The sequence below is a fragment of the Brevibacterium sp. NPDC056726 genome, from assembly GCF_042790515.1.
Lineage (GTDB): Bacteria > Actinomycetota > Actinomycetes > Actinomycetales > Brevibacteriaceae > Brevibacterium > Brevibacterium sanguinis.
The window spans coordinates 229,330-254,487 of record NZ_JBHTYZ010000001.1; the positions used below are offsets into that span (position 1 = coordinate 229,330).

The following is a 25,158-nucleotide window of genomic DNA, read 5'->3' on the forward strand; positions in this document are numbered from 1 at the left end:
GCGGAATTCACCCGTATCAACCGGCGACGATGGTCCCTGCGGTTCACGTCGTGCTTCCGCGACAACGGTGCCGGCAGGCAGTTCGTTTCCCGAGTGGGCGCAGTAGTGGGCACGCGGCACGGCGTCATCGTCGGTTGGCGGCCCGGGTCAGCCTGGCTCCCCACGCAGCCGCGTGGTCGATGGCCTCTTCCGGGGAGTGAACGATGAACGGCACATCGAGCGCGGCGAGCGCGAAGTTGGCCCAATCCAGGTTGCTGACAGAGATGCGAACGATACAGTTCTCGGCATCGATGGGATCGGCCGCACCCCATTCTCCGAGTCGCTCCCGCGCAGCATCGGCGGAGCACTCGGCGCTCGCAGTCACCTCGTACACGGTTCGCGCCGACTCAATGCCCTGGCGGACGTACTCAGCGGCGTCGGCCGTGGGCAACTTCCGCGGCGCGAACGTCTGCCCTGTTCGTTCGGGGTCAGCGGCTCGGTCGATTCGCAAGGTTCGCCAGTCTGAGGCCATAAGGTCGAAGGCAACCAGATAGAGCCGTTGATGCAGCGAGACGACGACGTGCGGTTGGACAGTCCGATGTGTGCGATTCCCGCTGACATCGGTGTAGTCGAGAGCGACGACCTCATGGTCGCGTGCGGCCAGCGCCAACGCAGTCAGGACGCCGGTGTCGACGGCAGCCGCGTGTCCGAACGGGCCTGGCAGAGTAGCGAGATGCTGGAGTGAGTCAATTCGTCGACGGATCTTCGCGGGCAGAACCTGCACGATCTTGGCCAGCGCTGTGACGGCTGCGGACGGGTCTGCCGGGTAAGCGCCGGTAGCGGCGTCCTTCAAGGCCAGGACGACTGTCGCGGCTTCGTCTTCGCCCAGCACCAGGGGCGGAAGAGACCCGCCGGGAGCGAGCTGGTAGCCGCCGCCTGTACCGCGCACTGTGGTGATCGGATAGCCGAGGTCCTGCAGGCTTCGGACGTCGCGGCGCAGCGTGCGAGGACTCACCTCCAGGCGTCGCGCCAGTTCCTCACCACCCCAGTGGCGACGGTTCTGCAGCAGCGCAAGCAGTTCGAGGACCCGAACACTGATCGTGGACATGTCACCGTTCCCTCACGGATCACCGACCGGCCTTTCGGCCCTGTTCCGGCCATATTATGTCCGGAAGAATTCCTAACGTGAGGGCCATGGAAAACATTCAGCCTTTCACCCTCCACATCGATGACACCGAACTCGAGGAGCTGCGTCAGCGTCTGCGCAGGACGCGCTGGCCCGACGAGCGCTCGGACGCCGGATGGTCCGACGGCTTGCCGTTGTCATACGCCCGGGACCTCACCGAGTACTGGATACGAGATTTCGACTGGAGGCGACAGGAATCTCGGATCAACGCCTTCCCGCAGTACACCACTCTCGTCGACGACCACAGTGTTCATTTCCATCACGTCCGCTCGACCCACCCCGGGGCCAAACCCCTGCTGCTGATCCACGGGTGGCCCACCGGCCCGACGGACTTTCTTGGGATGATTCCGCTGCTGACGGAACCGCGGAGCGGTGGACAGCCGTTCGACGTGGTCATCCCTACGATCCCGGGGTTCGGAGTCTCTGGACCCGTCGAGGGATGGACTCTTGTGCGGGCAGCCGATGCGTTCGCTCGCGTGATGGGCCGGCTGGGCTACGATCGCTACCTCGTGCACGGCTATGACACCGGGGCGGGGATTGCTCGGGAGCTGGGACTGCGGCACCCGGGCCATGTTGCCGGGATCCACACCACCGGGCTGCTCGGCGGCGAGAGTCTCACCGCGGAGACGGCCGACATGACGGACCCCGAAGAAGCCCGTGCAGTTGCCGATGGACTTCGCTACACCTACGACGTGGGTGCATACGCGATGCTCCAGTCGACCCGCCCACAGTCACTCGCGTATGCCCTGACCGACTCCCCTGTCGGCTTGATGTCGTGGCTGATCGAAAGGTACCGAGACTGGTCGGGGGCCCGCAGCGCGCCCGAGGAGGCACTCGCGCGCGACGAGATGCTGACAGTGGTCAGCATCTACTGGTTCTTCCGCACGGCCGGCTCCTCGGCCCGCTACTACAAGTACGGATTTCCCAGCTGGGCTGAACCTTTGGAGCCGTCCACGACCCCCACAGCCATCCTGGTCATGCCGGACGACATCGGACGCCCGGTCCGTCGGCTGGTTGAGCAGACCGATGCTCTCATCCACTGGACATATGCTGAGCGCGGAGGGCACTTCGCCGCGTGGGAGCAACCCGAACTCGTCGCCGAGGACATCCGGATCTCGATCGGATCCCTGACCTGAGCGATGAGCAGAAGTCACGATGCCATCCGCAGCGATACTGCGGTTCCCATCCATTCGCTCGCCGACGAGCAGCCGTCGGTGCCACCGCTGTCGTACTCCCGAGTGACCGACACTCACCGGCGGAGCACCTCAACCCAGCTGTTTGACGAGGACGACGAATTCGAGATCGTCGACCTTGGGCACCCCGAAGCGCTCGTCGCCGTAGGGGAAGGGCTCGGTCTCACCGGTGCGGACGTAGCCGCGGCGCTCGTAGTAGGCGATGAGTTCGCAGCGCTTGTTGATGACGCTCATCTGCAGCGCGGTCGCACCCCAGCGTTCGGCCACCCACGCCTCGGCGAGGTTGATGAGCGCGGACCCGACGCCCTGCCCCTGGCCGAGCGGGGACACCGCGAGCACGCCGAGGTAGGCGACGCCGTCGACGGGCTGCCGCAGGTAGACGCTGCCGACGGCCTGACCGTCGCGGGCGCGCACGAGGAGCATCGTCGAATCCGCCTCGGCGAGCATCTCCCTGGCCATCGCGGCGTCGAGGCGCTGGCCGCTGAGGAGATCGGCTTCGGACGTCCACCCCTGTTTCGAGGCCTCCCCACGGTAGGCGGAGGCGACGAGCGCGACGTAGTCGTCGATGTCGGCCTCGCCGAGGAATCCGACGGTGAATCCCGATTCGCTGAGGATGAGCTCGTAGCCATCGATGAGGGTGGCCGGGGTCTGCGAGGTCATGTGGGGACTGCTCCTTGCTGCGGCGGCGAGCGGGGAGCATCGCCGGGGTGTCGACTGCGCTTCCCAGGTTAGTCGGTAGGCTCGGGTTGAGGACACAGCGCCCTCCCCTCACCGCGGCCCACCCGCGGAGGGGTCCACCGCAGAGAGCAGGAGCAGCCATGGACGTCGACATCGACGGCGAGACCTACACCATCGCCCATGACCCCGACCAGTCGCGCTTCACCGTCACCCATGACGGCACGGTCATCGGCACCGCGGACTATGTCGACACCGATGCCACCGAGGCGGGGGTGCCCACCGTGCGGACCTTCACCCACACGATCGTCGACCCCGCGTACGGCGGGCGGGGCATCGCCGCGAAGCTCGTGCGGTTCGCCCTCGAATCCACCACCGAGGCGGACCTGCGGTTCCGCACGACGTGCTCGTACGTCATGGGCTTCCTCGAGAAGAACCACGAGTTCGACGCTTCGCTCGCGTAAGCTCGTTCAGCTCTCGTCGAGGCGACCTGACTCCGCGTTGCCCCGAGGTGCGGGGCGAGGAACTCCGCGGCCCGCACATCCTGCGGGCGCGCCGTCCCGCGCTCAGGCAACCGGTGACGCGACCGCCTCGGCGGGACGGCGCACCGGGACGAAGCGCAGCACATAGGCGACCCAGAGGGTGGCGGCGACGATGACCCCCATGAGGATCGTCCAGAACACCAGGGGCTCGGCGACGACGAGCCGGGGGATCTCCCGGGTGGGGATGATGACGGCGAACAGCCCTGCTGTGACCGCGCCCAGCCACGAGCCGATCATGTTGAACGCGTGGGTGCGGACATGGCCGCGGCGGATCATGATGACCCCGAGGGTCGTGGTGAAGAACGTGAAGATCGCCAGGGCGTGGAAGAACGTGAACCCGCCGGTGATCGAGTAGATGAACATCCCGCTCACGCACACGAAGTACATGAGGACGACCCACGAGCGGCCGATGGCCTTGTGGCGCTGATCCTTCGGTCGCCGCAGCACCTGCACCGGTGCGAGCAGGACGACACCCGTGGCGGCAATGGCATGGATGGCGATGAGCAGCGTGTCCATGGACTTAAGATAGTGCCGCTATCCAAAGTGTGGCAACGTGGATAGTGCCGGGGCTCTCAGCTATCCGAGGGCGTCGGCTGTCCGGGGCTCTGGTTCTCCGCGCCTCGACGGCCCGGGCCCGCAACTCGGGCCCGCAACTCGAGCATGACGGCTCAGGCGTGACGGCCCGGGAAGTTCCGGCCGTGGATATCGAAGGAGCGCGATGAAGCTGAGCGAACTCGCCCGACGCACCGAGGTGTCGCCGGCGAGCATCAAGTACTACCTCCGCCTCGGCGTGCTCAATCCCGGACTCAAGCGCAACGCGACGACGGCGACCTACACCGAGGCCCACGTCCACCGGCTCGCCCTGATCACGTGGCTGCGACGCGAGCTCGACCTCCCGCTGGCCGCGATCACCGACCTGACCTCGGCGATCGACGATGAGACGGTGAGCAACCTCGAACTCATGGGTCTCTGCCAGCGCACGGCCAACCACCCCGGCGTCGCGGACACCGTCGGAACCGACGCCGCTGACCCACCCGTCTCCGACACTCGATCAAGCTCCGAGCAGCCGCCTCGGGGAGACGCTGACGACAGCGACGCCGCTGTCCGCAGCGCTCTTGCCGCGCTCGACTGGCCGGACGTCTCCCCCACCTCGCGCACCGCCGTCGCCACGGCGCTGGCCGACCTCGCCGCTGCCGGATACACCGTCGATGCCGACACCGTGCTCCTCCACGCGCGGGCGCTCGAGGAGATCGCCCGGACCAATACGCTGCCGATCAGCGACGACCTGACCCGCGACGAGATCGCCCTGGCGGTCATCCGCGGCATCACCCTCCACAATCGCCTGCTCGTCTCGATGAGCGGACTCGTCCATGCGGCGATGTCCGCACAGGCGCGGAGGCAGGGCGGCTGACGCTCTCACTCTGCGAAATCCGCATCGATTCCACGGTGGGCGACCCGTACACTGAACGAGGCATCGGGCGCTCCCGTGCCCGGAAGTCTCGAGACAACAACCAAGGGAGGATCAGTCGTGGACATCACGCCGATCATCGACAAGCTCAACACCGGACTGTTCATCAACGGACAGTGGCGTGATGCCGAGGACGGAAAGACCATCGACGTCATCAATCCCGCGACCGGTGACGTCATCACCACCGTGGCCGACGGTTCGGCCGCTGACGCCGAGGCGGCCATCAAGGCAGCCGGCGACGCGCAGGCTGATTGGGCGGCCACCGCCCCGCGCGAGCGCGCCGAGATCCTGCGCCGCGCCTTCGAACTCCTCATCGAGCGCTCCGACGACATCGCCGCCGTCATGACCGCCGAGATGGGCAAGCCGTTCGCCGAGTCGAAGGGCGAAGTCGCCTACGGCGCGGAGTTCTTCCGCTGGTTCTCCGAGGAGGCTGTGCGCATCTCGGGTGACTTCACGCTCTCGACCGACGGCAAGAACCGTCTGATGATCTCGCGTGAGCCGGTCGGACCGTGCGTGCTCATCACGCCGTGGAACTTCCCGCTGGCCATGGGCACGCGCAAGATCGGTCCGGCGATCGCCGCCGGCTGCACGATGGTCTTCAAGCCCGCGAAGCTCACCCCGCTGACCTCGCTCATGCTCGTCGACGTCCTCAAGGAAGCCGGTCTGCCCGACGGCGTCCTCAACGTCGTCACCTCGGAGTCGGCGCGTCGCGTCGTCACCCCGTGGATGGAGTCCGGCATCGCCCGCAAGGTCACCTTCACCGGGTCGACCGAGGTCGGCATCGGTCTGCTCAAGCAGGCCGCCGACAATGTCATGAAGTCCTCGATGGAGCTCGGCGGCAACGCCCCGTTCGTCGTCCTCGAGGACGCCGATCTCGACAAGGCCGTCGAAGGCGCGGTGCTCGCGAAGATGCGCAACGGCGGCGAGGCCTGCACGGCCGCCAACCGCCTCTTCGTCCACTCCTCGATCGCCGATGAGTTCTCGACGAAGCTCGCCGAGCGCATCGGGTCGATGAAGGTCGGCAACGGCCTCGAGGACGGCACCGAGGTGGGCCCGCTTGTCGACCAGGAGTCCCTGGACAAGGTCGCCGCCCTCGTCGACGACGCCGTGTCGAATGGTGCCACGGTCATCTCCGGCGGTGCGAAGATCGACGGCCCCGGCTTCTTCTTCGATCCGACGGTCATCACGAACGTTCCGGAGAACGCGGAGATCCGCACGACGGAGATCTTCGGACCTGTCGCCCCGATCGTCACGTTCGACACCGACGAGCAGGCCGTGGCGCTGGCCAATGAGACCGAGTACGGCCTCGCCGGCTACCTGTTCAGCGAGAACATCAACCGTGCCCTGAGCATGGCCGAGAAGCTCGAGGTCGGCATGATCGGCCTCAACACCGGTCTCGTCTCGAACCCGGCCGCACCCTTCGGCGGCGTGAAGATGTCGGGTCTCGGTCGCGAGGGCGGCCGCGTCGGCATCGACGAGTACCTCGAGCTCAAGTACGTCGCCACTCCGCGTTCCTGAGCGCATCGCACCGTCCGGGGTCCCGTGACGGTGCGAAGGACCGTCACCGAGGCGGCCGGCACTTCCCGTGTCGGCCGCCTCTGTGATTTCGGCTGGGGTCGCCCTAGACTCGGTGACCGTGAGCACTGCGAGGAAGCCCGACGGTCAGACGAGGAGCGGATCGGCGCTCACCACCGCCACCAGCAGGCACGGCCCAGCACGATGATCCTCTCCAAGGACCGCGACCCGCGGCTCATCACGGTTCGTCGCGGCGGCACCCTCACCGACGACGACCATCGCCTCCTCGCCCTCTGGGCGGCCGACTGCGCTGAGCACGCCCTCCCGCTCTTCGAGGCGGCCGTCGTCGATGATCGGCGTCCGCGCGACGCGATCGCCGCCGCACGGGCATGGGCAAGCGGAGAGATGCCGATGATGACGGCACGCGCCCTCGGCGGTCACGCGATGGGGGCGGCCCGCCCGCTCACCGGCGCACCCCGATTCGCCGCCTACGCCGCCGGTCAGGCCGCCTGCGTGGGACACGTCGCCGAGCACGATCTCGGCGCGGCCGCCTATGCGATCAAGGCCGTCGCCGCGGCAGCCCCGAATGATCCGGCCGCCGGCAGCAAGGAGCGGGAATGGCAGCGCAGCCGACTGCCGGTCGCCGTCCGCGACCTCGTCCTCGAGGACCAGGAGCGCCGCAATGCCCTCTGCTGGGGCGTCTTCTCCGACTGACTCAGCCCCCAGCGCCAGGCGACCCCGCAAGCAACGGCGGTGCCGCCGCGGGGACCTGCCTGCCGTCAGGCCGAACACTGCTCCAGTTTCGCTTGACCGTTTCGAGCTTCGTCGACAGCCGAACGTCCGATATTCCCTCGAGCTTCCCGAGGTCCTCTGTGACGAACTCATAGAGTGCGGTCTCATTGGCGACATTGGCTTGGACCGCGACAGCGACTGCTCCGGCCGTCATTGACGCCGTCCGCACGTTCGGGTGCTGTCCGAGCACTGCAACGAGGTCAGCGACCGCAGAGGGTGCACAGCTGATCTGCGCAAAGACCTCAACCGGATACCCGAGAAGGCCAGGCTCGACGTCGATCCGCGGTCGCACGAGGCCGCTGCTCAACATCGTCTCAAGTGCACGGGCAGCGGTGACCCGGGTGATATCGAGTTCGTCGGCGATCTGGACGGCAGTGATACGACCGTTGGCGACGAGCTGATCGACGACTCCCAGCTCGGTGCGCCGAAGCTGTCCCTCCTGCTCACCGCTGCCGGCAGCATCCCACCGTCCTCCGAGGAGATCGATCTGCCCATCGCTGAGGATGCCCGGCACTGTCCAGTCAGCACTGCGCGAGGAGCTGGCGAGGATCCCGTGTGAGGAGATGCGCTCGACTCCCGGAATCTGCGGGATGACATCGAGCACGAGCTCGGAGATGTCACCGTCGGCCCGGGGATGGAGCAAGCACCTGATGTTCGCCTCACCCGTGACGATGTAGACCGATTGCGCCTCAGGCAGCTCGGCCAGCGCGGATGCCGCGTCGCGGATCTGCGCGGGAGCCACCTGCACCCAGAGCACACTGGGATGGCCGGATCCGCGGATCGACCAGCTCACGGACGCCGTGACACGGATGAGCGCGTCGTCGATGAGGCGAGACAGACGTCGACTCACCGTGCTCGGTGAGATCGTCAGCACGTCGGAAAGCGTGTTGAGCGACGCCCGGGGCGAATGCTGCAGGGCGGCGACGAGGGAGATGTCGAGAGCATCGAGTGGTTGCACTGAACCACTATATCCTTTGCCATGATCCAATACGGCATTGCCAAAAATGTTACACATCATGCACACTGTTCCTGTCAGATGAACATAATCACAATTCGGAGAATCGAATGTCCACACTTTCACCGGCGAGCGTGACGAAGGAGTCGCGGTTCTCGACGGGAGTTCTCAAGGTCCTCGAAACCGTCGATCGGATCGGCAATAAGCTTCCGCATCCATTCTGGATCTTCGTCGGACTTGCCGTCATCGTCGCCGTCCTCAGCGCAGTCCTCTCCGCCCTCGGGGTCACCGCAGAGAATCCGGCGGACGGTGAGACGCTCGCCGTGCAGAACCTGCTGTCCTTCGCCGGCGTGCAGATGATGCTCGGCGACGCCATCAGCAACTTCGTCACCTTCCCGCCTCTCGGCCTCATCATCGTCGTCGCACTCGGCGTGTCCATCGCCGATGCCTCCGGACTGCTGCAGGCGATGATGCGCGGAATGCTCGCTCGAGTCTCCCCGCGCTACGTCACCTTCACCATCGCCATCACCGCCATGGTCGCTCAGGTCGCCTCAGATGCGGCATTCGCCGTGATGATCCCCTTGGCGATGATCGCGTACCGCGCCGTTGGTCGCAGTCCCATCATCGGTGCGGTCGTCGCGTACGTGTCCGTGGGCGGCGCCAGCAGCATCGGCCTGCTCCCCACAGGCAGCGATGCCGTCTTCGCCGGAATCTCGACCGCAGCAGCGCAGACGATCGACCCCGGCTATTCGGTGAGCCCTCTCGCCAACTACTACTTCTCAGCCGCATCATCCCTCGTCCTCGCGGTCTCGATCACCGTCGTCGTCGAACTCGTCGTCTCCAAGCGGGTCGCTGCGATGGAGGCCGAGGAGCCCTCGGTCGATGCCGAACCGCTGCCGAACATGAAGCTCAACTCGTCCGAACGTCGCGGTCTCGTCACTGCCGGCATCGGTGCTCTGATCTTCTTCACACTTGTGGTCCTCGCAGTCCTCCCCTCAGGCTCGCCGCTGCGCGGCGAGAACGGTTCGGTCCTCGACTCTCCCCTCATGGACAATATGGCCGTCTTCATGATGCTCTTCTTCGCAACCGTCGGCATCTGCTACGGCGTCGCCGAAGGGTCGATCACCTCGGTGAGCCAGATTCCCGCGCTGATGGTTCCTGGCGTGCGCGAACTCGTGCCGGTGATGGTCCTCTTCTTCGCCGCAGCCCAGTTCCTTGCGTACTTCAAATGGACGAACATCGGAGCGATCCTGTCGATCAAGGGGGCCGGCCTGCTCGATTCACTCGGCGCATCCCCCATCCCCATCTTCATCGCCGCAGTCCTGCTCATCAGCTGCATGAACCTCGTCCTCACCAGCGGATCGGCGATGTACGCGTTCGTCGCTCCGGTTCTCGTTCCGATGCTCATGCTGCTCGACATCGCTCCGGAGACGACACAGGCTGTCTTCCGCATCGCCGATGCTCCGACGAACAGTCTCACCCCGATGAGTCCGTACTTCGTCATGGCACTGGGATTCCTGCGGACCCACCGACCCAAGGCAGGCATCGGGACGCTGATGTCACTGGTTCTGCCCATCGCAGTGGTCAATCTCTTCGTCTGGCTGGGGCTGTTCATCATCTGGTACCTGCTCGGTCTGCCTCTTGGACCGGGGGTGGGAGTCCAGTGACCGCATTCGCAGACCGCCTTCCTCTGCTGCGCGCCGAGGCAGCCGCCGAGCACGCCGCGACACTGACCGATCTGCAGCGCTTGGTCGAACGGGAGTCTCCGAGCTCTGACCTGCCGTCGCTGCGCGCCTTCGCCGATCAGCTTCTCGAATGGGTGAGTGAAGTGCTCGGCCCTCTCGGTCGCGCCGAACGTGTGGATCACTCTGAGCACGGTCCGACCCTCGTCATCGAGGTGCCCGGTTCGATTCCCGGCCGAGTGGTCGTCGTCGGCCACTACGACACCGTGTGGCCGCTCGGGACCCTCGATTCCATCCCGTTCTCCGTCGATGAGGGCATCGTGCGAGGGCCCGGAGTACTCGATATGAAAGCCGGCCTTGTCACAGGAGTCCGCGCGCTCAGATTCGCCCAACGACATGGCTTGCCGCATCCGACCGTCACCTTCGTCTTCAACGGGGATGAGGAGCTCGGCAGCCGAGCATCCCGACCGATCATCGAGCGCGAAGCGGCGGGAGCGCTAGCAGGCCTGGTTCTCGAGCCCGGCGTCGATTGGGACCTCAAAGTCGAACGCAAGGGGGTGGGTGTCTTCACGATCCGCGCGACCGGCGTCGAATCCCATTCGGGCAATGACCCAGCCGGCGGAGCCAGCGCCATCAATGCTCTTGCCGAGGTCATCCTCCAATTGAGTGCGGGTTCGGACTACGAAGCCGGCACAAGTCTCAATGTCGGTCTGATCCGCGGCGGCAGTGCGCGCAATGTCATCGCGGGATCTGCCGAAGCCGAGGTGGACGTGCGAGTGACGACGGCCGCCGAAGCCGAACGCATCGACGCGCTGCTCTCGTCGCTCATCATCACGGATGAGCGGGTGGCATTGAGCGTGGACGGTGGGTGGAACCGCCCGCCGATGACCGTCACCAGCGCCAGCACCGAACTCATCGCAGGCGTTCAGCACGCGGCGGAGAAGGTGCGATCACGGCTGGGTCTGCGCGCGGTCGGAGGAGGCAGCGACGCCAACTTCATCTCGGCGATGGGCATTCCTGTGCTCGATGGCCTTGGTGCCAGTGGCAACGGGCCACACGCGCGATCCGAACACGTCATCGAAGATGACATCGACGACCGGATTCTCCTCCTGACTGGGATCCTCACGACAGCGTTCACCCCCTCGGACCTGGACGTGGGAGATCTCGATCGCCGCTCTGACAGCGAGTCCGCGCGTCTCGCTGGTGTCAGGGCAGCGACCACCCCACCGCTCTGACATACCGCGACAGACGCGAACAGCCCCACCGATCGGTGGGGCTGTTCGTGCGTCGGCGCCGGTCGGTCAGCCGACTCGCTGCATCATCCTCGGCTCAGGCGCGGCGGCGGGCGAGCACGTCGTTGACGGCGTCGAGCGCCGGAGCCTTCGTGGCCCTGATCGCCTTGCGGCCGTGCTCGAGCGGGCTGTCATCCCGTGCGGAGTCGCTGAGCTCGTTGCGGTAGCCGAGCTCTTCGGCGAACTGCGCGGCGATGTCCTCGCGGCTGCGGGCCTCGGTCTCGTACGAACTCGCGTCCGCGGCCTTCGCCGCGGGCACAGTGTGCTCGGCTTCGGGGGCATCGACATAGCTCGGCACGGGCAGCGGCGTCGGCGACCATCCGCCGCGGGCCATGAGGCGCTGCTGGAACGGGTCGGTGACCGCCGGAGCCGCCTCCTTCGCCTGCGGGGCGCGTGCCGGTTCGGGAGCCGCCTCGGCGAGGTCATCGGCCACCCCGGTCGCGGTCACCGCATCGGACTCTGCAGACGTTCCGGTCGACGCGGAATCCGCCTTCGCTTCCTCCTGCTCGGCGGGAGCTGCGGTGGCCTCGTCGATGACGGGGATCGGTCCGGTGAGGAGGATCTGGCGGGTCGTGTGCCCCTCGGCGGCCTCGCTGCGGATGTGGACGATCGGGATCTCCCCGGTGACGGCTTCCTCACGGGCGTACTTCGCCGTGGCGCTGCGCTGCATGACCGCACGGGCGCGAGCGGCCTTCGCGGCAGCGGCCGGCGCGCTCGACTCGGCGGAATCCGAGACCGCCTGGGCGGGGGCTTCCGCGACCGCAATGGACTCGCCACCGCGAGCCGATGTCGTGCCGAGGCTGCGGAGCTGGCGCTTGATGTCGCGCTTGCGCAGATTGAGGGTCCGCACGATGAAGAGCGAGACGACCGCGAGGCCTGCGAACACTCCGATGAGAGCCGGGTGGACGACGGAGACGAGAGCGAGGACACCGGTGACGAGAATGCCGAGCACGGAGGCGAGGAAGACGAGCGCGAATCCGCGGACCATCGTTCCGGTCGACCGCAGGGATTCGCGCAGTCGGGCAGCACTCTCAGTCATCGCAGGGTCCTCTGTGTCTCGGGCGGTCGGTTCGGGTGTCGCAGGACCGGGCGCGGGCGTCTGTGCGCGCGCCGCGGTCGTCGCGGGCCGGTCAGCCTCTCCCCCGCGAGAGCGAGGCGGCTGGGTTCGGCCCGCGGAAGTCGGTGGCTGCGGACCTCGGGGCGTCTCGCCGAGGCGGCCCGTGCCACCGCTCACCGAGTTCGTCGGTCCCGACGCTGCCTGGTTGAAGACGGCGCGCACCGCGGGGTGCAGCGGACGGATGTCGGCGTCGTGCGCGGGAGCGTGCCCGGCGGCGACGAACGTCGACGCGGACTCGCCGACGGCGACGGGCAGCTGCCGGGGCTCTGCGCTCTGGTCGTCGGGCGCGACCACCTCGGGGCGGGACTCACCCTCTCCGTCGATGACGGCGAGTTCCGGGGTCTGCGCGGACAGCCGCAGGCTGGGAACCGTGTCGGCGGGGGTGTGACCGATGCGCGGCACGGATGGCTGGGCCGCCTCGGTGCGGAAGACGGTGACGCGTTCTGCCTGGTCACGGCAGGGATTCTGGGACTCGGCAGGGACCACCCGGGCATCATCGGGGACACGGTCGAGGTCGACGCGGGAGATCTCGGTGGCCGAGCGGCGGATCAGTGCGGGCACGACGACGACGAAGACCACGGCGATGGCGATGACGACGATGATGCTGGTGTCCACACTGCAAACCCTAGAGGTCACGATTGGACAACGTCGTGAACGACGGTGGTGTGTCGGTCAATCCGCCAGGAAGTTCACACGATTCGGTTCAGGCCCTGCTCACACCGGGTCCGCCGTGGCCTCCGCCGCTGCCGTGCCGGAAGGCTGCGAGGATGCCGTGTGGGACGTCCTCGACGGTGAGCGCGAACGTCCGGTGATCGCTCCACCGCCCGTCGATGTGCATGTAGTTGCGCCGCAGGCCCTCGTCGCGGAAGCCGAGCTTCTCGACGACGCGCAGGCTCGCCGCGTTCTCCGGGCGGATGTTGATCTCGATGCGATGGAGACCGAGGGAGAACAGGCAGTGGTCGGTGGCCATCGCCACCGCGAGCGGGGTGATTCCGCGGCCGGCGACGCGGGAGTCGATCCAGTAGCCGATCTGCCCGCTGAGGATCGACCCCCACGTGATCCCGGAGACGGTGAGCTGCCCGCGGAACTCACCGGCGACCTCGATGGCGAAGGGGACGGACTGACCGCGCTTGGCCTGCTTGTCATACATCCGGACCATCGACCGGAAGCTCGGGGTCTCCTGGCCGGGCACCGGCAGCGTCGCATCCCAGGGGCGCAGCCAGTCGCGGTTGAAGGCGCGAACCTCACGCCATGCGGACTCATCGCTGCGACGCAGGGGTCGCAGCGTCACCGCGGCCGTGGTGTCGCGCAGCTCGATCGGCCACAGCGGGCCGTCACCGATCACCGGGGCCTCCGGGAGCCACCGGACTCACCGCGACCTCTGCGGTCACAGGGACCTCTGCGGTCGCAGGGACCTGCAGGGTCACCGGGTGGCCCGCCCGTGGCGCGGCATGCTGTCGCATCGGTGGTCAGTCGAGGTCCGCCACGTACTCTTTGAGCCAGCCCTTGAGGTCGTCGCCGAGGTCGTCGCGCGAGCACGCGATCTGCACAACGGCCTTGAGGTAGTCGAGCTTGTCACCGGTGTCGTAGCGGTCACCGCTGAAGACGACGCCGTAGACGCCGTGGCTCGCGGGGTCCCCGGCCAGGGTCTGCAGGGCGTCGGTGAGCTGGATCTCGTTGCCGCGGCCGGGCTCCGTCGTCTCGAGGACGTCGAAGATCTCCGGCGCGAGGACGTAGCGGCCGATGATCGCGAGGTTCGACGGCGCCTCCTCCCGGGCGGGCTTCTCGACGAGACCGGTGATCTTGACGACCTCGTCGTCATCGGTCTGTTCGACGGCGGCACAGCCGTAGAGGTGGATGAGCTCGGGCGGGACCTCCATGAGGGCGACGACGCTGCCGCCGGTCGCTTCGGCGACGTCGATCATCTTCGGCAGGATCGGGCTGCGCTCGTCGATGAGGTCGTCACCGAGGAGGACGGCGAACGGCTCGTCGCCGACGTGCTGGCGTCCCTTGAGCACGGCGTGGCCGAGTCCCTTGGGGTCGCCCTGGCGCACGTAGTGGATGTCGGCGAGCTCCGAGGAGTGGCGGACGGCGGCGAGCTTCTTGTCGTCGCCCTTCTTCGCCAGCGCGGCTTCGAGTCCGTCGACCCGGTCGAAGTGGTCCTCGAGGGGACGCTTGTTGCGTCCGGTGATCATGAGGACGTCCTCGAGGCCGGCGGACACGGCTTCTTCGACGACGTACTGGATCGCCGGCTTGTCGACGACGGGCAGCATCTCCTTGGGGGTGGCCTTGGTGGCGGGGAGGAATCGAGTTCCGAGGCCGGCGACGGGGATGACGGCCTTGCGAACTGTGCTGTGGGATTGATCGCTCATGACGTTCATCTTAACCAGTCCTCACCCACCGGTTACGCTGAAGGGCGTGGATCCTGAGACATCGAAGTCCCGTCTGCGCGCGCTCGTGCGGGCGCGCCGGGCCGAGCGAGCAGAGCTGTCCCGCGCGTCGTCCCGGCCGGATGAGCCGATGATCGCAGCTGCCCTCACCGAGGCGGTCGCCCGCATGTGGCCCGGTGATGACCTCACCGGGCGCACCGTCGTCGCCTATGCGGGCCTGCCCGGCGAACCCGATCTCGATCCGGCGCTCGATGACCTGTTGCGCCGAGGGGCGCGCGTCGTCCTGCCCGTCGTCACCCGTCTCGGTGAGGCTCTGCGGTTCGGTGAGGTGAGCGCAGCGATGAGCACGCTGCGGCCGCAGGGTCGCTGGGGGATCCGGGAACCGGCCGCCCAGTGGAGCGCCTCCGCTCTCCTCGCCGAGGCGGTCCCCGACCTCATCCTCGTCCCCGCCCTCGGATTCGGGCCCGGCGGAGCCCGCCTGGGCAACGGCGGAGGATTCTACGATCGGACGTTCGGACCGTTCGGGGAAGCGCCCCTCGACCACGGGCAGCGCCCCCGTACCGCACGGGGCCCGCGGGTCGTCGGCGTCTGCTTCGCCGACGAGACGGATCTGCCCGGGCTCACCGTCGAACCGTGGGATCTGCGCATCGGCGAAATCCTCACCGAAGAGGGACTGGAGCGGCTCTCCGCGGAGAAATAAACGCCCACTTATACGTGTTGACCTGTGGACAGCCCGAGCGCACCGCGGCGCGACACCGCCGGTGCTCGGCCCCGTGGACTATAATCCTTACGTCGAAGAAAGGTTCCGAATGCCCGTCTATTCCTACGCATGCAAGAGCTGCGGTCACAAGTTCGATATCCACCAGGACTTCAGCGATGACTCGCTCACGATCTGCCCCGAATGCCAGGGACAGCTGAAGAAGGTCTTCGGCACCGTGGGAATCAGCTTCAAGGGCTCGGGATTCTACGCCACCGACTCCCGCAACAGCTCCTCGAGTTCGCTCTCCCCGTCGCACAAGGATTCCTCGGCAGGCGGCTCCTCGGACTCCTCAAAGACCGCGTCGTCGACAGCAGGCTCCTCGACAGCAGGTTCCTCGACGTCCGATTCGTCGTCTGCGAAGAAGGTCGGCGCGAGCTCCTCGTCGGGTTCCTGATCCCGCCCACTCGCGTGCAGTCCCCTGGGGACGCCGCCATCACTCATGCTCAACTCCCCTGTGGATGCCCACCGCGCATCCACAGGGGAGCAGTCGTCTGTTGACCTCACCGATGCCGCAGGCGCAACGTGGCCACCATGACGCTCATCGAACGCATCAGGCGGCGACTGCCCTCGCCGGCCGCCGGGACGAGGGTGCGGCCGCGCCGACTCCTCGCGGCCGCCTGCATCGCCGGTGCGTGCGCGCTGCTCGCCTGGCTCCTCACTCCGGCGCAGGGTGACACCCCGGTCGTTGTGGCCGCCGCGGACCTCGCTCCGGGGACTCAGCTCACCGCCGCCGATCTCACTCTCGTCGACTATCCCCGCGACTTCGTCCCGAGCAAGGCGTTCTCCTCGATCGATGAGGCCGTGGACAAACGGACCTCGGCCGGCGTGTCCGAAGGGTCCCCGCTCACCGCCTCGGCGGTGCTCGATCAACAGGCGCTGCCGGCGGGGAGCACCGATCTCATCATGCCCGTCCGCCTCGCCGATGATGAGTCCGCGGGCCTCCTGCAACCGGGGCAGCGCATCCGCCTCTTCAGCTCCCTCCCCGAGGGCGGATCGGAGGTCGTCGTCGAAGAGGTGACGATCGCGCGTCTCATCCGGAAGGAGAACGGCATCGCCGCGGAATCAGGCCAACTTGTCTCCGTAATACTGTCGCCGGACGACGCCGGACGGATAGCGGAATTCGCCGGTCTGCCGATCAGCTTTGCAATCCTCCCTCAGTGAATCGCGATTCTTCCGGCGGCGAACGCGTTTGTTGCGACGGTCACATCCATCGCCGACATCGGGATGTCGCGATTTGTTCGCATGTCTGCGCTGTTGGGATCTCTTGTTGGTGTGTACTATGTAACCGTCATTGAAAGATTAGAGTTGCATTAATGCTCACACCACTGGCAGGGTGCCGCTAATGCTTAAGGGTTTCAGAGACTTCATTCTCCAGGGGAATGTCGTCGAGTTGGCAACTGCCGTTATCATCGGCAGCGCCTTCACTGCGATCGTCACGGCGTTCTCCGACAAGATCATCAACCCGCTCATTGCGGCGGTCGGCGGCGCTGAGGGACCGGCGCTCGCGTTCCGCATCAAGCCGAACGTGCCGGAGACGACCATCGACATCGGTGCGGTTATCACTGCGGCGATCAACTTCCTCATCGTTGCCGCCATCGTGTACTTCATCATCATCGTCCCGATGAACAAGCTCAATGAGCTGCGCAAGCGCGGTGTGCCCGAGTCAGAGGTGCCCCCGACCGCTGAGGACCTGCTCGGCGACATCCGCGATCTGCTGCGCAACCAGGCTGCGGCCAACGCCGGACCTGCCGGCGGCGCCCAGGGCCAGGGCGGCGGATACATCGACCCGAACGAGCCTCCGCGCCACTGATTCTCCGACGTGGTCACGAAGGGCCGTCTCCCCTGCCGGGAGGCGGCCCTTCGTCATGTCCGCGGTGAGGGTCAGCGCCGCAAGCGGTCTCAGGCCCCTGGTTGTCTCATGCCCCTGGTTGTCCCAGGCCGGGTGGTCGCAGCCCGCGCGTGCGGGTTCGCGCCGTCACCAGTGCGGGGGCTTCTGCGACCGGTAGTGCTCGGCGCTGAAGCCCTCATTGCCGGATTCGGCTTCGTTGCGCAGGGTCGCGCGATACTTCCGGAGCGCCCTCTCCAGGCGCTCCTTTCTCACGGCATCCTCGTCTGAGGTCGGACGATCGTCGGCTGACGTGGGATGAGCGTCATCTGACGTGGAGCGATTGTCAACCGGCGTGGAGCGGTCCTCTGCTCCGTTACGCTCGGCAAGGACCTCCTCGGTCCCGCGATTCGCTTGCGGCACGGCAGAGTGATCCGCGGCGGCCGTGCCCTCCGCCGAATGCGAGGCTGGGTCGTTCGCGGGTGTCGAGGAGTCGTCAGGACTGCTCATCGGAGCGGTCTCGCTCACCGCTGCGGGAGTCGGCTGCCGCGTCCTCCGCCGAGGCGGTCGTCGACTCAGCGTCCGACCTGGGCTCAGCGGTGACGTCCGACCCTCTGTCGGCAGTGGCATCCGAAGCCCGGTCGGACACGGCAGGATCACTCGCTGCAGGGGCATCCGCCTCGGCGTCGATGAGTCCGGCATCGCGCAGCGACTCGGCGCGGATCTGCCCGGTGTCGAAGCTCGGGATCACCTCGCCCTCCACGGGACCGCGCGCATCGGCGGTCGGGATGACCACCTCGGCGCCGGTGACCTTCTTCGCCTGAGCATGGCGCTGGCGGTAGCGGTCGACCGCCGCCTGCAGCTGCGTCTCCCCGCGAGGGCTGTTGCCCTTCTGCGCAAGTGCGGTCCGCAGGAGTTCCTTGATCTCCCCGTCACCGCGCACAACCGCATCCGACTGGATCCAGTCGATCATCGCGTCGAGACCCTCATCGGAGTACTTGTGCATCGGCAGTCCGGGAACGAGCTTCGGGCGGCTGCCCGTGCGCCCGACGACGACGGACGCGGCCCGGGCGGCGTTGAGCACGGCCTGCGGGCTCATCGTCTCGACCGTCGCCTTCCATGCGTCGAAGACCTTCTCCGTTTCGGCCTGCGGATCGACGAAGGCATCCGTCGACCACACGCGCATGAACTTCCACCCGCGGCGCTCGAGCTGTTCGGGCACGACACGATCGCGCTGGCGGAGGCTGCGGATCGAGGCGTAGTCGGGGCCGTCGCCGGAGACGGCGATGATCATCCCGTGCTCGTCCTCGGCGGAGTTCGCGACCGCGAGATCGATGCCGTTGTAGTGCTCGTGGGCGACGACGCCGAGCTGGAGGAGGCGGTCGGCGATGTCGTTGAACAGCGGATCGTAGATCTCCCCGTGCGGGCCCGGCTGACGGACACCGCCGGCGGCGATCTCCTCGAACAGCTTCGGCAGCAGGGTCGCTCCCCCGGTGAGCTTCGCTTCGTCGAAGTCGTCGGACTCGATGCTCGAGACCACGGTGAGGCGCTTGCGGGCCCGCGTGACGACGGCGGCGAGGATCCGATCGCCGTCGGGACCCGAGAGCGGACCGAAGTCCGGGATGACCCGGCCGTGCACGGTGCGTCCATAGCCGAGGGAGAAGATCACCGCATCCCTGGACATGCCCTGCACGCGTTCGGCGTCGGTGACGACGAACGGCTCCTTGCCGGGGTCGTTGAAGAACGCCGCGACGTAGGGCAGGTCCTTCATCGCCCGGGAGATCGCCGTGGCGATCCGCTGCGCGTGGTGGGGCGTGAGCGCGACGACGGCGAGGGACTCCCGCGACCGCGTGCGAGCGTGCTTGAGCACGAGTTCGACGACGCGCTTGACCTCGGCATCGGGGCTCTCGACGCGTCCGGTGCCGATGTCGGTGGGGCCGCGCCCCTCGGAGACATAGGAGAATTCGAGCCCGGTGCCCTCCCCGGTGTGCGCCGTCGGCAGCGTCGAGATCGTCGAATCGTAGAAGTGGCGGTTCGCCAGATCGATGAGGCCGACGGGAGAGAGCCGGTAGGAGTTCGAGAGGTTCATCCGCGGCAGGAACTCGCCGAGGCGGTCCTGCACCGAGTCCGGATGGTCCCCGTCATCGGTGCCCCACCGGTCGACGGCGATCGAGAACGAACGTGGTCCGAGCAGTCGCGAGTCGCCGAGCGAGATGACCTGACGGGCGCGGGTGATGCCGGGCACGACATCGGCGACCGAGAGCCGACCGCCGTCGGCGATGACGACGGCGTCGAAGAGCGGAAGGGCGGCGAAGAGCTCCGGCACGGTGTAGGGGCTGGCCATCCACACGGGGGCGAGCGTCGTGAGGAGGTCCGGGGCCTTCGTCGACATCCGCTGCACCGAGGTGTGCGGTGAGAGCAGCTCCTGCTTGATGACGCCGGCGGCGATCGGGTCGGCGTCGATCGCGCGCTTCCACGCCTGGGCATGGTTGAACCGCAGGCGTCCGGCACCGGCGGCGACGAAGGCGCGATCGTTGTCGCGGAAGCCTTCGGCGACACGGTGGAGGGCGGCCCCGTCATGGCGGCCGATCTGCGGGTCCTCGCTCGCCATCGTCTGCAGCACCGACGCCCAGTAGGCGAGGTCGAACTCCGGGCCGACGAGGTGGTTCTCGACCTTCCGGCGGCGCAGGTCGGTCATGAGGTCGGACATGCCCTCGGCGCTGAGCTCGCGTTGGAGTCGTGAGCGTTCGGGCAGGTCGGCAAGGTTCTCGGAGTCTCCGCCCATCGCCTCGGCGCGGGCCTGCAGCTCCTCGATGAGCATGCCGCCGAGGTCACCGCCGTCGGGGGTGGTCTCGAGGACCGGGGCGAGCTTCGCGACGTCGGATTCGACGCCCTGGAGGATCTCATCGGCCTCGAGGACGCCGCGCGGGATCTGCGGACGTCCGTCATGGCCGGCGAGGTCGCGGAGGATGACCCGCTGGGCGCGGACGTCGATGAGCGCCGCGTGGAGGTCGGGCACCTCGGCGCCGGGACGGAGGAACTCCTGCGCGGACTTCTTCAGGCGCTTGCGCTGGAGCATGCCCATCTCGACGCCGAGCTCGGTCCGGTACTCCGAGGAGCCGGTGGCGGCGATGAGGTCGTCGAGCCGGTGGTCGTAGACGTCAGGGGCGAACCGGTCGAGTGTCGTGCGGACCCGGAGGAGGACCTTGATCGCCCGCGACCAGTCGTCGAGGTTGCGGCGGGGGTTGAGCTTGGCCTTCGCGAGCACGGGTTCGACGGCGGCGACGAGGTCGGGCAGGGTGCGGCCGAGGCGTTCGGCGACGGTGCGCGCGGCTTCGGCCTCATCGACGGATTTGAGGTCGGCGCCGAACCACACGGTGTCCTCGACGTCGAGGGTGAAGGCCCCGAGGGACGCGAGTTCGCCGAGTTTGCCGCGCAGCGCCGTGCGCCGGTCGTCGCTGGCTTCGAGGATGTCGTCACCGAACCGGACTCCGGTCTGGGGCGAGTCATCGCCCGAGGTGAGCTCCGCGAGATGCTGCATCGTCTCGTAGACGGAGACGTCCCACGGCGCGCGCCGGCGGTGCAGGGAGGTGACATGGTCGCTCAGTGTCGCACGCTGCTCGTTGAGCTCGCCGAGCAGACCCGCGAGGTCCGGGCGTTCGGCCCGCTCAGCCGAGCCGATGAGGCCGATGAGCTGACGTTTGATGTGGTCAGCGCCTTCACGGGTGTCGACGGCGAAGTCACTGAGTCCGACCTCGCCGAGGCGGGCGGAGAAGTCGTCGAGCGCATCAGAGGTCTGGGCGAGGAAGAGGACGCTCTTGCCCGTGTGCGCGAGCGTCGTGGCGACCGCGACGGCGACCTGGGTCGCGCCGGTGCCCGGCGGGGTGTCGACGACGACGGATCGTCCCGAGACTGCGGCGTCGACGACGGCCTGCTGGTCACCGTCGACGTCGATGACGAGGAACTCCTCCTGCGGCTTGCGATCGGGCAGGGGCGTGACCGGTTCCTGGAGCGCCGCGGGCACGAACTCCTCGCCCGCCGGCGTTCCCGTTGCTGTATCGGTCCCGGAAGTTGTCGAGCCGGGCCGCGCCGTCGAGCCGGCCGGTGCCGAGCGGGTCGGTGCCACGGAATCGGTCTGCGGAGCGGAACCGACGGCACGTGGCGCGGAGTCGGCCGTCTGTGACGCGGAGTCGGCAGTTTGTGGCGCGGCGCCGGTCGACTCCGCCGAGGTGATCGGCACGGTCGGCTCGCCGGTGTCGTCCCCAGCCTCGGAGGCTTTGTCGGCCTCGGCACTGACGCCGGGCGCGGCTGTGCCTGTCGCGGCCGCATCGGACCGGTCCGTCGCGGCGTCCGTGCCAGTCGCGGCGTCCGTGCCAGTCGCAGTCTTCTTGGGAGATCCAGTCGTCTCATCCGGCGTCGCGGCGCTGCCGGAGGTGTCCGAGTCCGCGGTTGTCGAGTCCGCGGTCGTCGACCCTGAGGTCGTTGCGGCACCGGATGTTCGGTCACCGGTGGTCGTGTCGTCGGCAGCGCGGTCGTCGGCCGCACGATCACTGCGCGCGGCGCTGTCGTCTTCGCCGCTCGCCGACGTCGGTGCACCGTCCGCGACGGACGTCTTGCCGGCGGTGGTCGTCGACTCGGTCGCGTCCGCTGTGGCTGAGGCCGTGGTGTCGGATTTCGGCTTCTTGCCGGCCTCCTGTTTGTCAGCGCGCGGCTTGCCTGCGTCCGGCTTGCCGGTGTCGGTGGACGATGCAGCGTCGTCGCCATCAGACTTCCCCGCGGTCCTGCGCGATGCGGAGGCGGCACCCTCTTCGGTGTTCGCGGCCGTTGTCGCGTCAGCGTTCGCTGCCGGACTCGCGTCGGAAGGAGCCGATCCTGTGGTCGGTGACTTCTCGGCGGCGCGATCGGCAGTCCCCGAGGAACCTGGCGCATCGGAATCCGCTCCCGTCGCCGCGGTGCCCGTGGCATCGTCGCCGGTGGCAGACGCATCGGCGCTGCCCGACGCGGTCGTGGATGCGGCGGACGTCGCGCCACTCGCGTCTCGTCCGGACGGTGCCGCCGATCGCGGTGTCCGGCACGGCACGGTGGCGCCCCCGCCGAACTGTCCGCGCACCTCGGCGTCACCGGCGAGGGCCCGCAGGATCGGATGCTGAGTGGGCAGGTAGTCGCCGGTGAAGGAACTCGCGATGTTCGCGAACGTCGAGACGATGAAGCGGTGATTGATCCGCAGGCCGGGCACCGACTGGGCGAGTTCGCCGAGGCGGTCGAGCGCGGGCCCCGGATCGAAGCCGTGCGGCCCCCCGGTGGCGTCGACCCAGTCGTCGACGGGCACCTCGAGGTCGTACACCTCGGCGAGGTGACGGACGAGAGCTGGATTGATCGTGATCTCATTGCCGAGGACGATCTCATAGTCCTCGACACGGGAGCCCCGCGGCACGAGCGTGATGTGGCGCAGCACGACGGGGGCGTTGAACTTGTATTTGGAGTCCTTCTCCGTCCACGAAGCGAAGCCAATCGCGAGGTGGGCGGTGCGGATGCCGCGTTCGTTGTCGAGCTGCTCGGCCTTCGAGCGGATCGACCGGGCACGACGGCGGGCGTCGGCGAGGATCTCGTGGTCGCGGATCAGGCTCGACAGGCGCGTGGGGCGACCGGCGAGCAGTTGAGCGAGGCCCGACGGGTGGGCTCCCGAGAGGTCGATGCTGCCGTCGCGAGAGTCCCGGAAATGAAGCATGGTGTCGCGACCGCCGAGGTGGGCGGCCTGCTGCTTCCACTCGGCGAACGCGCCCCCGAGCTCTGGGTACTGATCGTCAACAACGGAATCTGGCACAGTTCGACCCTAACGAGAAACTTCCCATAACACGTGCTGGCGCACCGTGAATCATCGAGGTTTCTTCTACGCTACACTGGGTGATCGTGGTTGACGACAGCCACACGGCCCCCGTAGCTCAGGGGATAGAGCACCGCTCTCCTAAAGCGGGTGTCGGCAGTTCGAATCTGCCCGGGGGCGCGTCTACCACCAGGGCAAATACTTCAACCAAGATCTCGCACGCCGCGCTTCGCGTAAAAATCACGTACACCGCTTTCAGCGCGCATCGAGTCCAGCCTCTCGGCAACCTCGTCCTCGAACAACGACGAATAGACGTCAAGGGTGACTGTCGCTGAGCTGTGTCCCAACATGCGCTGCACGCTCAGCGCCGAGGCACCCGCACCGATCGCCATGCTCGCTGCGCCCGTAGGCCCATCGTCCGTTGTTTCGTCTGCCATCCGCCTCCAGCAGGAGAGCAGTGAACATCGCCCGGGCGCCTGTGCTCATATTGCGTCGAGTGACGTTGCAGTCGATGACATACTCGGCCGTGTCGTCTCCGTCGTATACGATGACGGTCGGTTCGATGCCGATCGCCTCGCCTGCCGAATACCGGTTGCGTCTATCACTTCCCCGCCCGCCGGAACTAGACGCAATGGGCTGCGCAAGCCATGGGCGTTAAAGACTTGCGCAACCCCGTTCAGTTGACGAAAACCCGATGGCCCGCTCAGCTGGATCCTCTAAGTCTCGCTGCCAGCGCCGACTCAATCTCGGTCGAGTAAGGCAGTACTCGCAAGACCTCAGCGTCCACATGAAGACCGAGTCCACTGAGCAGCCGCGAATACTCGCACCATGGGCGCGACTCGCCTCTGTCTTCGACGTCGGCCTCATCTGGCAAAAGGGACATGTCAATATGCTCCAGCAGATGCCGCTTGCTCAACCGCGGATCCATCGAGTGACTGACTGTGAATCCGCGATCCCACCGAATTGAAACGCGTTCGCCCGTCGACAGTTCAACGAATTCGTCGAGCAATACGGCCAACTTATCCCAACGATCGTTACAGTCGGGATTCAACTCACAGTGCACACCTACGGAGACCACTTCTGCAGACGAATCAATATTGCCCTTAGACCACCGAGCTGCACGTTCGGTCATAGGATAAGGCGAATACTCGTTATCTTCCTCGTTAAACTCTACTTCGCGGGGCTGCATCCGAGATTCCTTTTGCCAAGTTCGTCCCAACCGGCGGGGTCGACCCTCCACTCGAGGTCGACATCCACAAGATTACGCCAACCGACCAGCTTGCCAGACCTGCATGCGGTGCGAGCGTTGGACCTCTTTCCGCTTCCGGAGCCAGCGTACACAGAGTATTTGCTCCCAGTCTTCTGCGTAACCCAACCGCACACCCTTTTGTTCGTGCACGCATACGCCTGGAGCTTGTTCCGAACTTTCGCCTTGTCGGGACAGTTGCTACCGCCAGATATCACCCACCAACCATGAGCCGACACTTCACCACTCGTGATATGCGGCTCATCGCCACCATGCTGGAACTTGCATTTGCCAGCAGTTTTCACCTTCCCGAGCTTGTAAGGTTCCACCCTGAAGGGGCTAATGCCGTAGTCCAGTTCGCCCAAATCCTCATCCCCCAAGACCAACTCGCCGGTCTCAGGATCGACATACGGCTCCTTTGCTGTCGCCTTCCCAGTTTCGGTGGGCTCGTCGTCAGCAGTTCCCCTCATTGCGACCGCATCTTCCGCGGCTTGCTTTTGCGGCTTCACCTGGTCGTCGCTTTGGCTGGTCGCTTCGAGTCCATCAACCGAGGCCGATGCCGGCGCAACAACGCCCCTAGCAGGAATACTAGCGAGGTCACTGCGATCGAGACTGCATGCTTGTGTTTCATGAACCACCTCTTGATGCTCAGGCGCCGTTCAGCAGGCGCGATATGGCGAGTGCCCGACCTCCGGGTCTTTACTGTCAGACGCCTAA

The 25,158-nt window shown here is 66.9% G+C and carries 23 protein-coding genes and 1 tRNA gene; 12 read left to right on the forward strand and 12 right to left on the reverse strand.

Features of this window, described 5'->3' with window-relative positions; translation table 11 throughout:
• Positions 1-124: 124 nt before the first annotated feature.
• The gene (locus tag ACFQ91_RS01020) at positions 125-1,087 is read right to left on the reverse strand and encodes a YafY family protein (protein ID WP_211978833.1); all 963 of its coding nucleotides are present in this window, start codon (positions 1,085-1,087) and stop codon (positions 125-127) included.
• An 86-nt stretch (positions 1,088-1,173) separates the two neighbouring features.
• Between ACFQ91_RS01020 and ACFQ91_RS01025 the strand changes: the two genes are divergently transcribed.
• Positions 1,174-2,301 (forward strand): epoxide hydrolase family protein, encoded by a 1,128-nt coding sequence (locus ACFQ91_RS01025; protein WP_211978832.1) that lies wholly within the window; start codon positions 1,174-1,176, stop codon positions 2,299-2,301.
• A 129-nt stretch (positions 2,302-2,430) separates the two neighbouring features.
• Here the strand turns inward: ACFQ91_RS01025 and ACFQ91_RS01030 are convergent, their stop codons facing one another.
• Positions 2,431-3,018 carry a GNAT family N-acetyltransferase gene (locus ACFQ91_RS01030; protein WP_211978831.1) on the reverse strand — a complete coding sequence of 196 codons (588 nt, stop codon included), beginning with the start codon at positions 3,016-3,018 and terminating at the stop codon, positions 2,431-2,433.
• A gap of 158 nt (positions 3,019-3,176) precedes the next feature.
• Here ACFQ91_RS01030 and ACFQ91_RS01035 point away from each other — a divergent pair, with 158 nt between their 5' ends.
• Positions 3,177-3,497: a GNAT family N-acetyltransferase gene (locus ACFQ91_RS01035; RefSeq protein WP_211978830.1), complete on the forward strand. Its 321-nt coding sequence runs from the start codon at positions 3,177-3,179 to the stop codon at positions 3,495-3,497.
• 102 nt (positions 3,498-3,599) lie between these two features.
• Here ACFQ91_RS01035 and ACFQ91_RS01040 read toward each other — a convergent pair whose 3' ends face one another.
• Positions 3,600-4,091, reverse strand: coding sequence for a DUF2306 domain-containing protein (locus ACFQ91_RS01040; protein ID WP_211978829.1), 492 nt, complete (start codon positions 4,089-4,091; stop codon positions 3,600-3,602).
• Between the two features lie 202 nt (positions 4,092-4,293).
• On the opposite strand from ACFQ91_RS01040, the gene ACFQ91_RS01045 reads away from it, so the two are divergent.
• The 3 genes from ACFQ91_RS01045 to ACFQ91_RS01055 all read left to right on the forward strand — a co-directional run bounded on the left by ACFQ91_RS01045 (position 4,294) and on the right by ACFQ91_RS01055 (position 7,272).
• On the forward strand, positions 4,294-4,986 hold the full coding sequence (locus ACFQ91_RS01045) for a MerR family transcriptional regulator (RefSeq protein WP_211978828.1): 693 nt from the start codon (positions 4,294-4,296) through the stop codon (positions 4,984-4,986).
• A gap of 117 nt (positions 4,987-5,103) precedes the next feature.
• Complete coding sequence (locus ACFQ91_RS01050) at positions 5,104-6,561, forward strand: NAD-dependent succinate-semialdehyde dehydrogenase (RefSeq protein WP_198499543.1); 1,458 nt, start codon at positions 5,104-5,106, stop codon at positions 6,559-6,561.
• Between the two features lie 201 nt (positions 6,562-6,762).
• Positions 6,763-7,272 carry a putative immunity protein gene (locus tag ACFQ91_RS01055; protein ID WP_211978827.1) on the forward strand — a complete coding sequence of 170 codons (510 nt, stop codon included), beginning with the start codon at positions 6,763-6,765 and terminating at the stop codon, positions 7,270-7,272.
• 1 nt (position 7,273) lies between these two features.
• Here the strand turns inward: ACFQ91_RS01055 and ACFQ91_RS01060 are convergent, their stop codons facing one another.
• On the reverse strand, positions 7,274-8,425 hold the full coding sequence (locus ACFQ91_RS01060) for an Lrp/AsnC family transcriptional regulator (RefSeq protein WP_344249436.1): 1,152 nt from the start codon (positions 8,423-8,425) through the stop codon (positions 7,274-7,276).
• On the opposite strand from ACFQ91_RS01060, the gene ACFQ91_RS01065 reads away from it, so the two are divergent.
• Together ACFQ91_RS01065 and ACFQ91_RS01070 are read left to right on the forward strand one after the other, a co-directional pair.
• Positions 8,416-9,972: an AbgT family transporter gene (locus ACFQ91_RS01065; protein ID WP_211978825.1), complete on the forward strand. Its 1,557-nt coding sequence runs from the start codon at positions 8,416-8,418 to the stop codon at positions 9,970-9,972. The genes ACFQ91_RS01060 and ACFQ91_RS01065 overlap by 10 nt on opposite strands.
• Before the next feature lie 80 nt (positions 9,973-10,052).
• Entirely contained in the window at positions 10,053-11,222 is a 1,170-nt protein-coding gene (locus ACFQ91_RS01070) for a M20 family metallopeptidase (RefSeq protein WP_249121017.1), read from the forward strand.
• Positions 11,223-11,316: 94 nt separating this feature from the next.
• On the opposite strand, the gene ACFQ91_RS01075 is transcribed toward ACFQ91_RS01070, so the two are convergent.
• From ACFQ91_RS01075 to galU, 3 genes are all read right to left on the reverse strand, one after another.
• A complete protein-coding gene (locus tag ACFQ91_RS01075; RefSeq protein ID WP_211978823.1) occupies positions 11,317-13,011 on the reverse strand; it encodes a hypothetical protein in 1,695 nt (564 codons plus the stop codon).
• Positions 13,012-13,099: 88 nt separating this feature from the next.
• Complete coding sequence (locus ACFQ91_RS01080) at positions 13,100-13,741, reverse strand: GNAT family N-acetyltransferase (protein ID WP_376870149.1); 642 nt, start codon at positions 13,739-13,741, stop codon at positions 13,100-13,102.
• 124 nt (positions 13,742-13,865) lie between these two features.
• Positions 13,866-14,768, reverse strand: coding sequence for a UTP--glucose-1-phosphate uridylyltransferase GalU (galU, locus tag ACFQ91_RS01085; RefSeq protein ID WP_376904011.1), 903 nt, complete (start codon positions 14,766-14,768; stop codon positions 13,866-13,868).
• A gap of 46 nt (positions 14,769-14,814) precedes the next feature.
• Between galU and ACFQ91_RS01090 the strand changes: the two genes are divergently transcribed.
• The 4 genes from ACFQ91_RS01090 (at position 14,815) to mscL (ending at position 17,356) form a co-directional block, all read left to right on the forward strand.
• Positions 14,815-15,486: a 5-formyltetrahydrofolate cyclo-ligase gene (locus tag ACFQ91_RS01090; protein ID WP_376870147.1), complete on the forward strand. Its 672-nt coding sequence runs from the start codon at positions 14,815-14,817 to the stop codon at positions 15,484-15,486.
• A 109-nt stretch (positions 15,487-15,595) separates the two neighbouring features.
• A complete protein-coding gene (locus tag ACFQ91_RS01095) occupies positions 15,596-15,940 on the forward strand; it encodes an FmdB family zinc ribbon protein (protein ID WP_376870146.1) in 345 nt (114 codons plus the stop codon).
• A 137-nt stretch (positions 15,941-16,077) separates the two neighbouring features.
• Positions 16,078-16,707 (forward strand): SAF domain-containing protein, encoded by a 630-nt coding sequence (locus ACFQ91_RS01100; protein WP_376870145.1) that lies wholly within the window; start codon positions 16,078-16,080, stop codon positions 16,705-16,707.
• 181 nt (positions 16,708-16,888) lie between these two features.
• The gene (gene mscL, locus ACFQ91_RS01105; RefSeq protein WP_137824384.1) at positions 16,889-17,356 is read left to right on the forward strand and encodes a large conductance mechanosensitive channel protein MscL; all 468 of its coding nucleotides are present in this window, start codon (positions 16,889-16,891) and stop codon (positions 17,354-17,356) included.
• A gap of 165 nt (positions 17,357-17,521) precedes the next feature.
• On the opposite strand, the gene ACFQ91_RS01110 is transcribed toward mscL, so the two are convergent.
• Together ACFQ91_RS01110 and ACFQ91_RS01115 are read right to left on the reverse strand one after the other, a co-directional pair.
• Positions 17,522-17,647, reverse strand: coding sequence for a hypothetical protein (locus ACFQ91_RS01110; RefSeq protein WP_269780025.1), 126 nt, complete (start codon positions 17,645-17,647; stop codon positions 17,522-17,524).
• Between the two features lie 220 nt (positions 17,648-17,867).
• Complete coding sequence (locus tag ACFQ91_RS01115; RefSeq protein ID WP_376870144.1) at positions 17,868-23,195, reverse strand: DUF4011 domain-containing protein; 5,328 nt, start codon at positions 23,193-23,195, stop codon at positions 17,868-17,870.
• A 107-nt stretch (positions 23,196-23,302) separates the two neighbouring features.
• Here ACFQ91_RS01115 and ACFQ91_RS01120 point away from each other — a divergent pair.
• A tRNA-Arg gene (locus tag ACFQ91_RS01120) sits at positions 23,303-23,375 on the forward strand.
• Between the two features lie 23 nt (positions 23,376-23,398).
• Here the strand turns inward: ACFQ91_RS01120 and ACFQ91_RS01125 are convergent.
• The 3 genes from ACFQ91_RS01125 to ACFQ91_RS01135 form a co-directional block, all read right to left on the reverse strand.
• The gene (locus ACFQ91_RS01125) at positions 23,399-23,632 is read right to left on the reverse strand and encodes an integrase (protein WP_376870143.1); all 234 of its coding nucleotides are present in this window, start codon (positions 23,630-23,632) and stop codon (positions 23,399-23,401) included.
• A 266-nt stretch (positions 23,633-23,898) separates the two neighbouring features.
• Positions 23,899-24,384: a hypothetical protein gene (locus tag ACFQ91_RS01130; RefSeq protein WP_376870142.1), complete on the reverse strand. Its 486-nt coding sequence runs from the start codon at positions 24,382-24,384 to the stop codon at positions 23,899-23,901.
• The gene (locus ACFQ91_RS01135; RefSeq protein WP_376870141.1) at positions 24,366-25,079 is read right to left on the reverse strand and encodes a hypothetical protein; all 714 of its coding nucleotides are present in this window, start codon (positions 25,077-25,079) and stop codon (positions 24,366-24,368) included. Before ACFQ91_RS01135 ends, ACFQ91_RS01130 begins: the two co-directional genes overlap by 19 nt.
• Between the last annotated feature and the right edge of the window lie 79 nt (positions 25,080-25,158).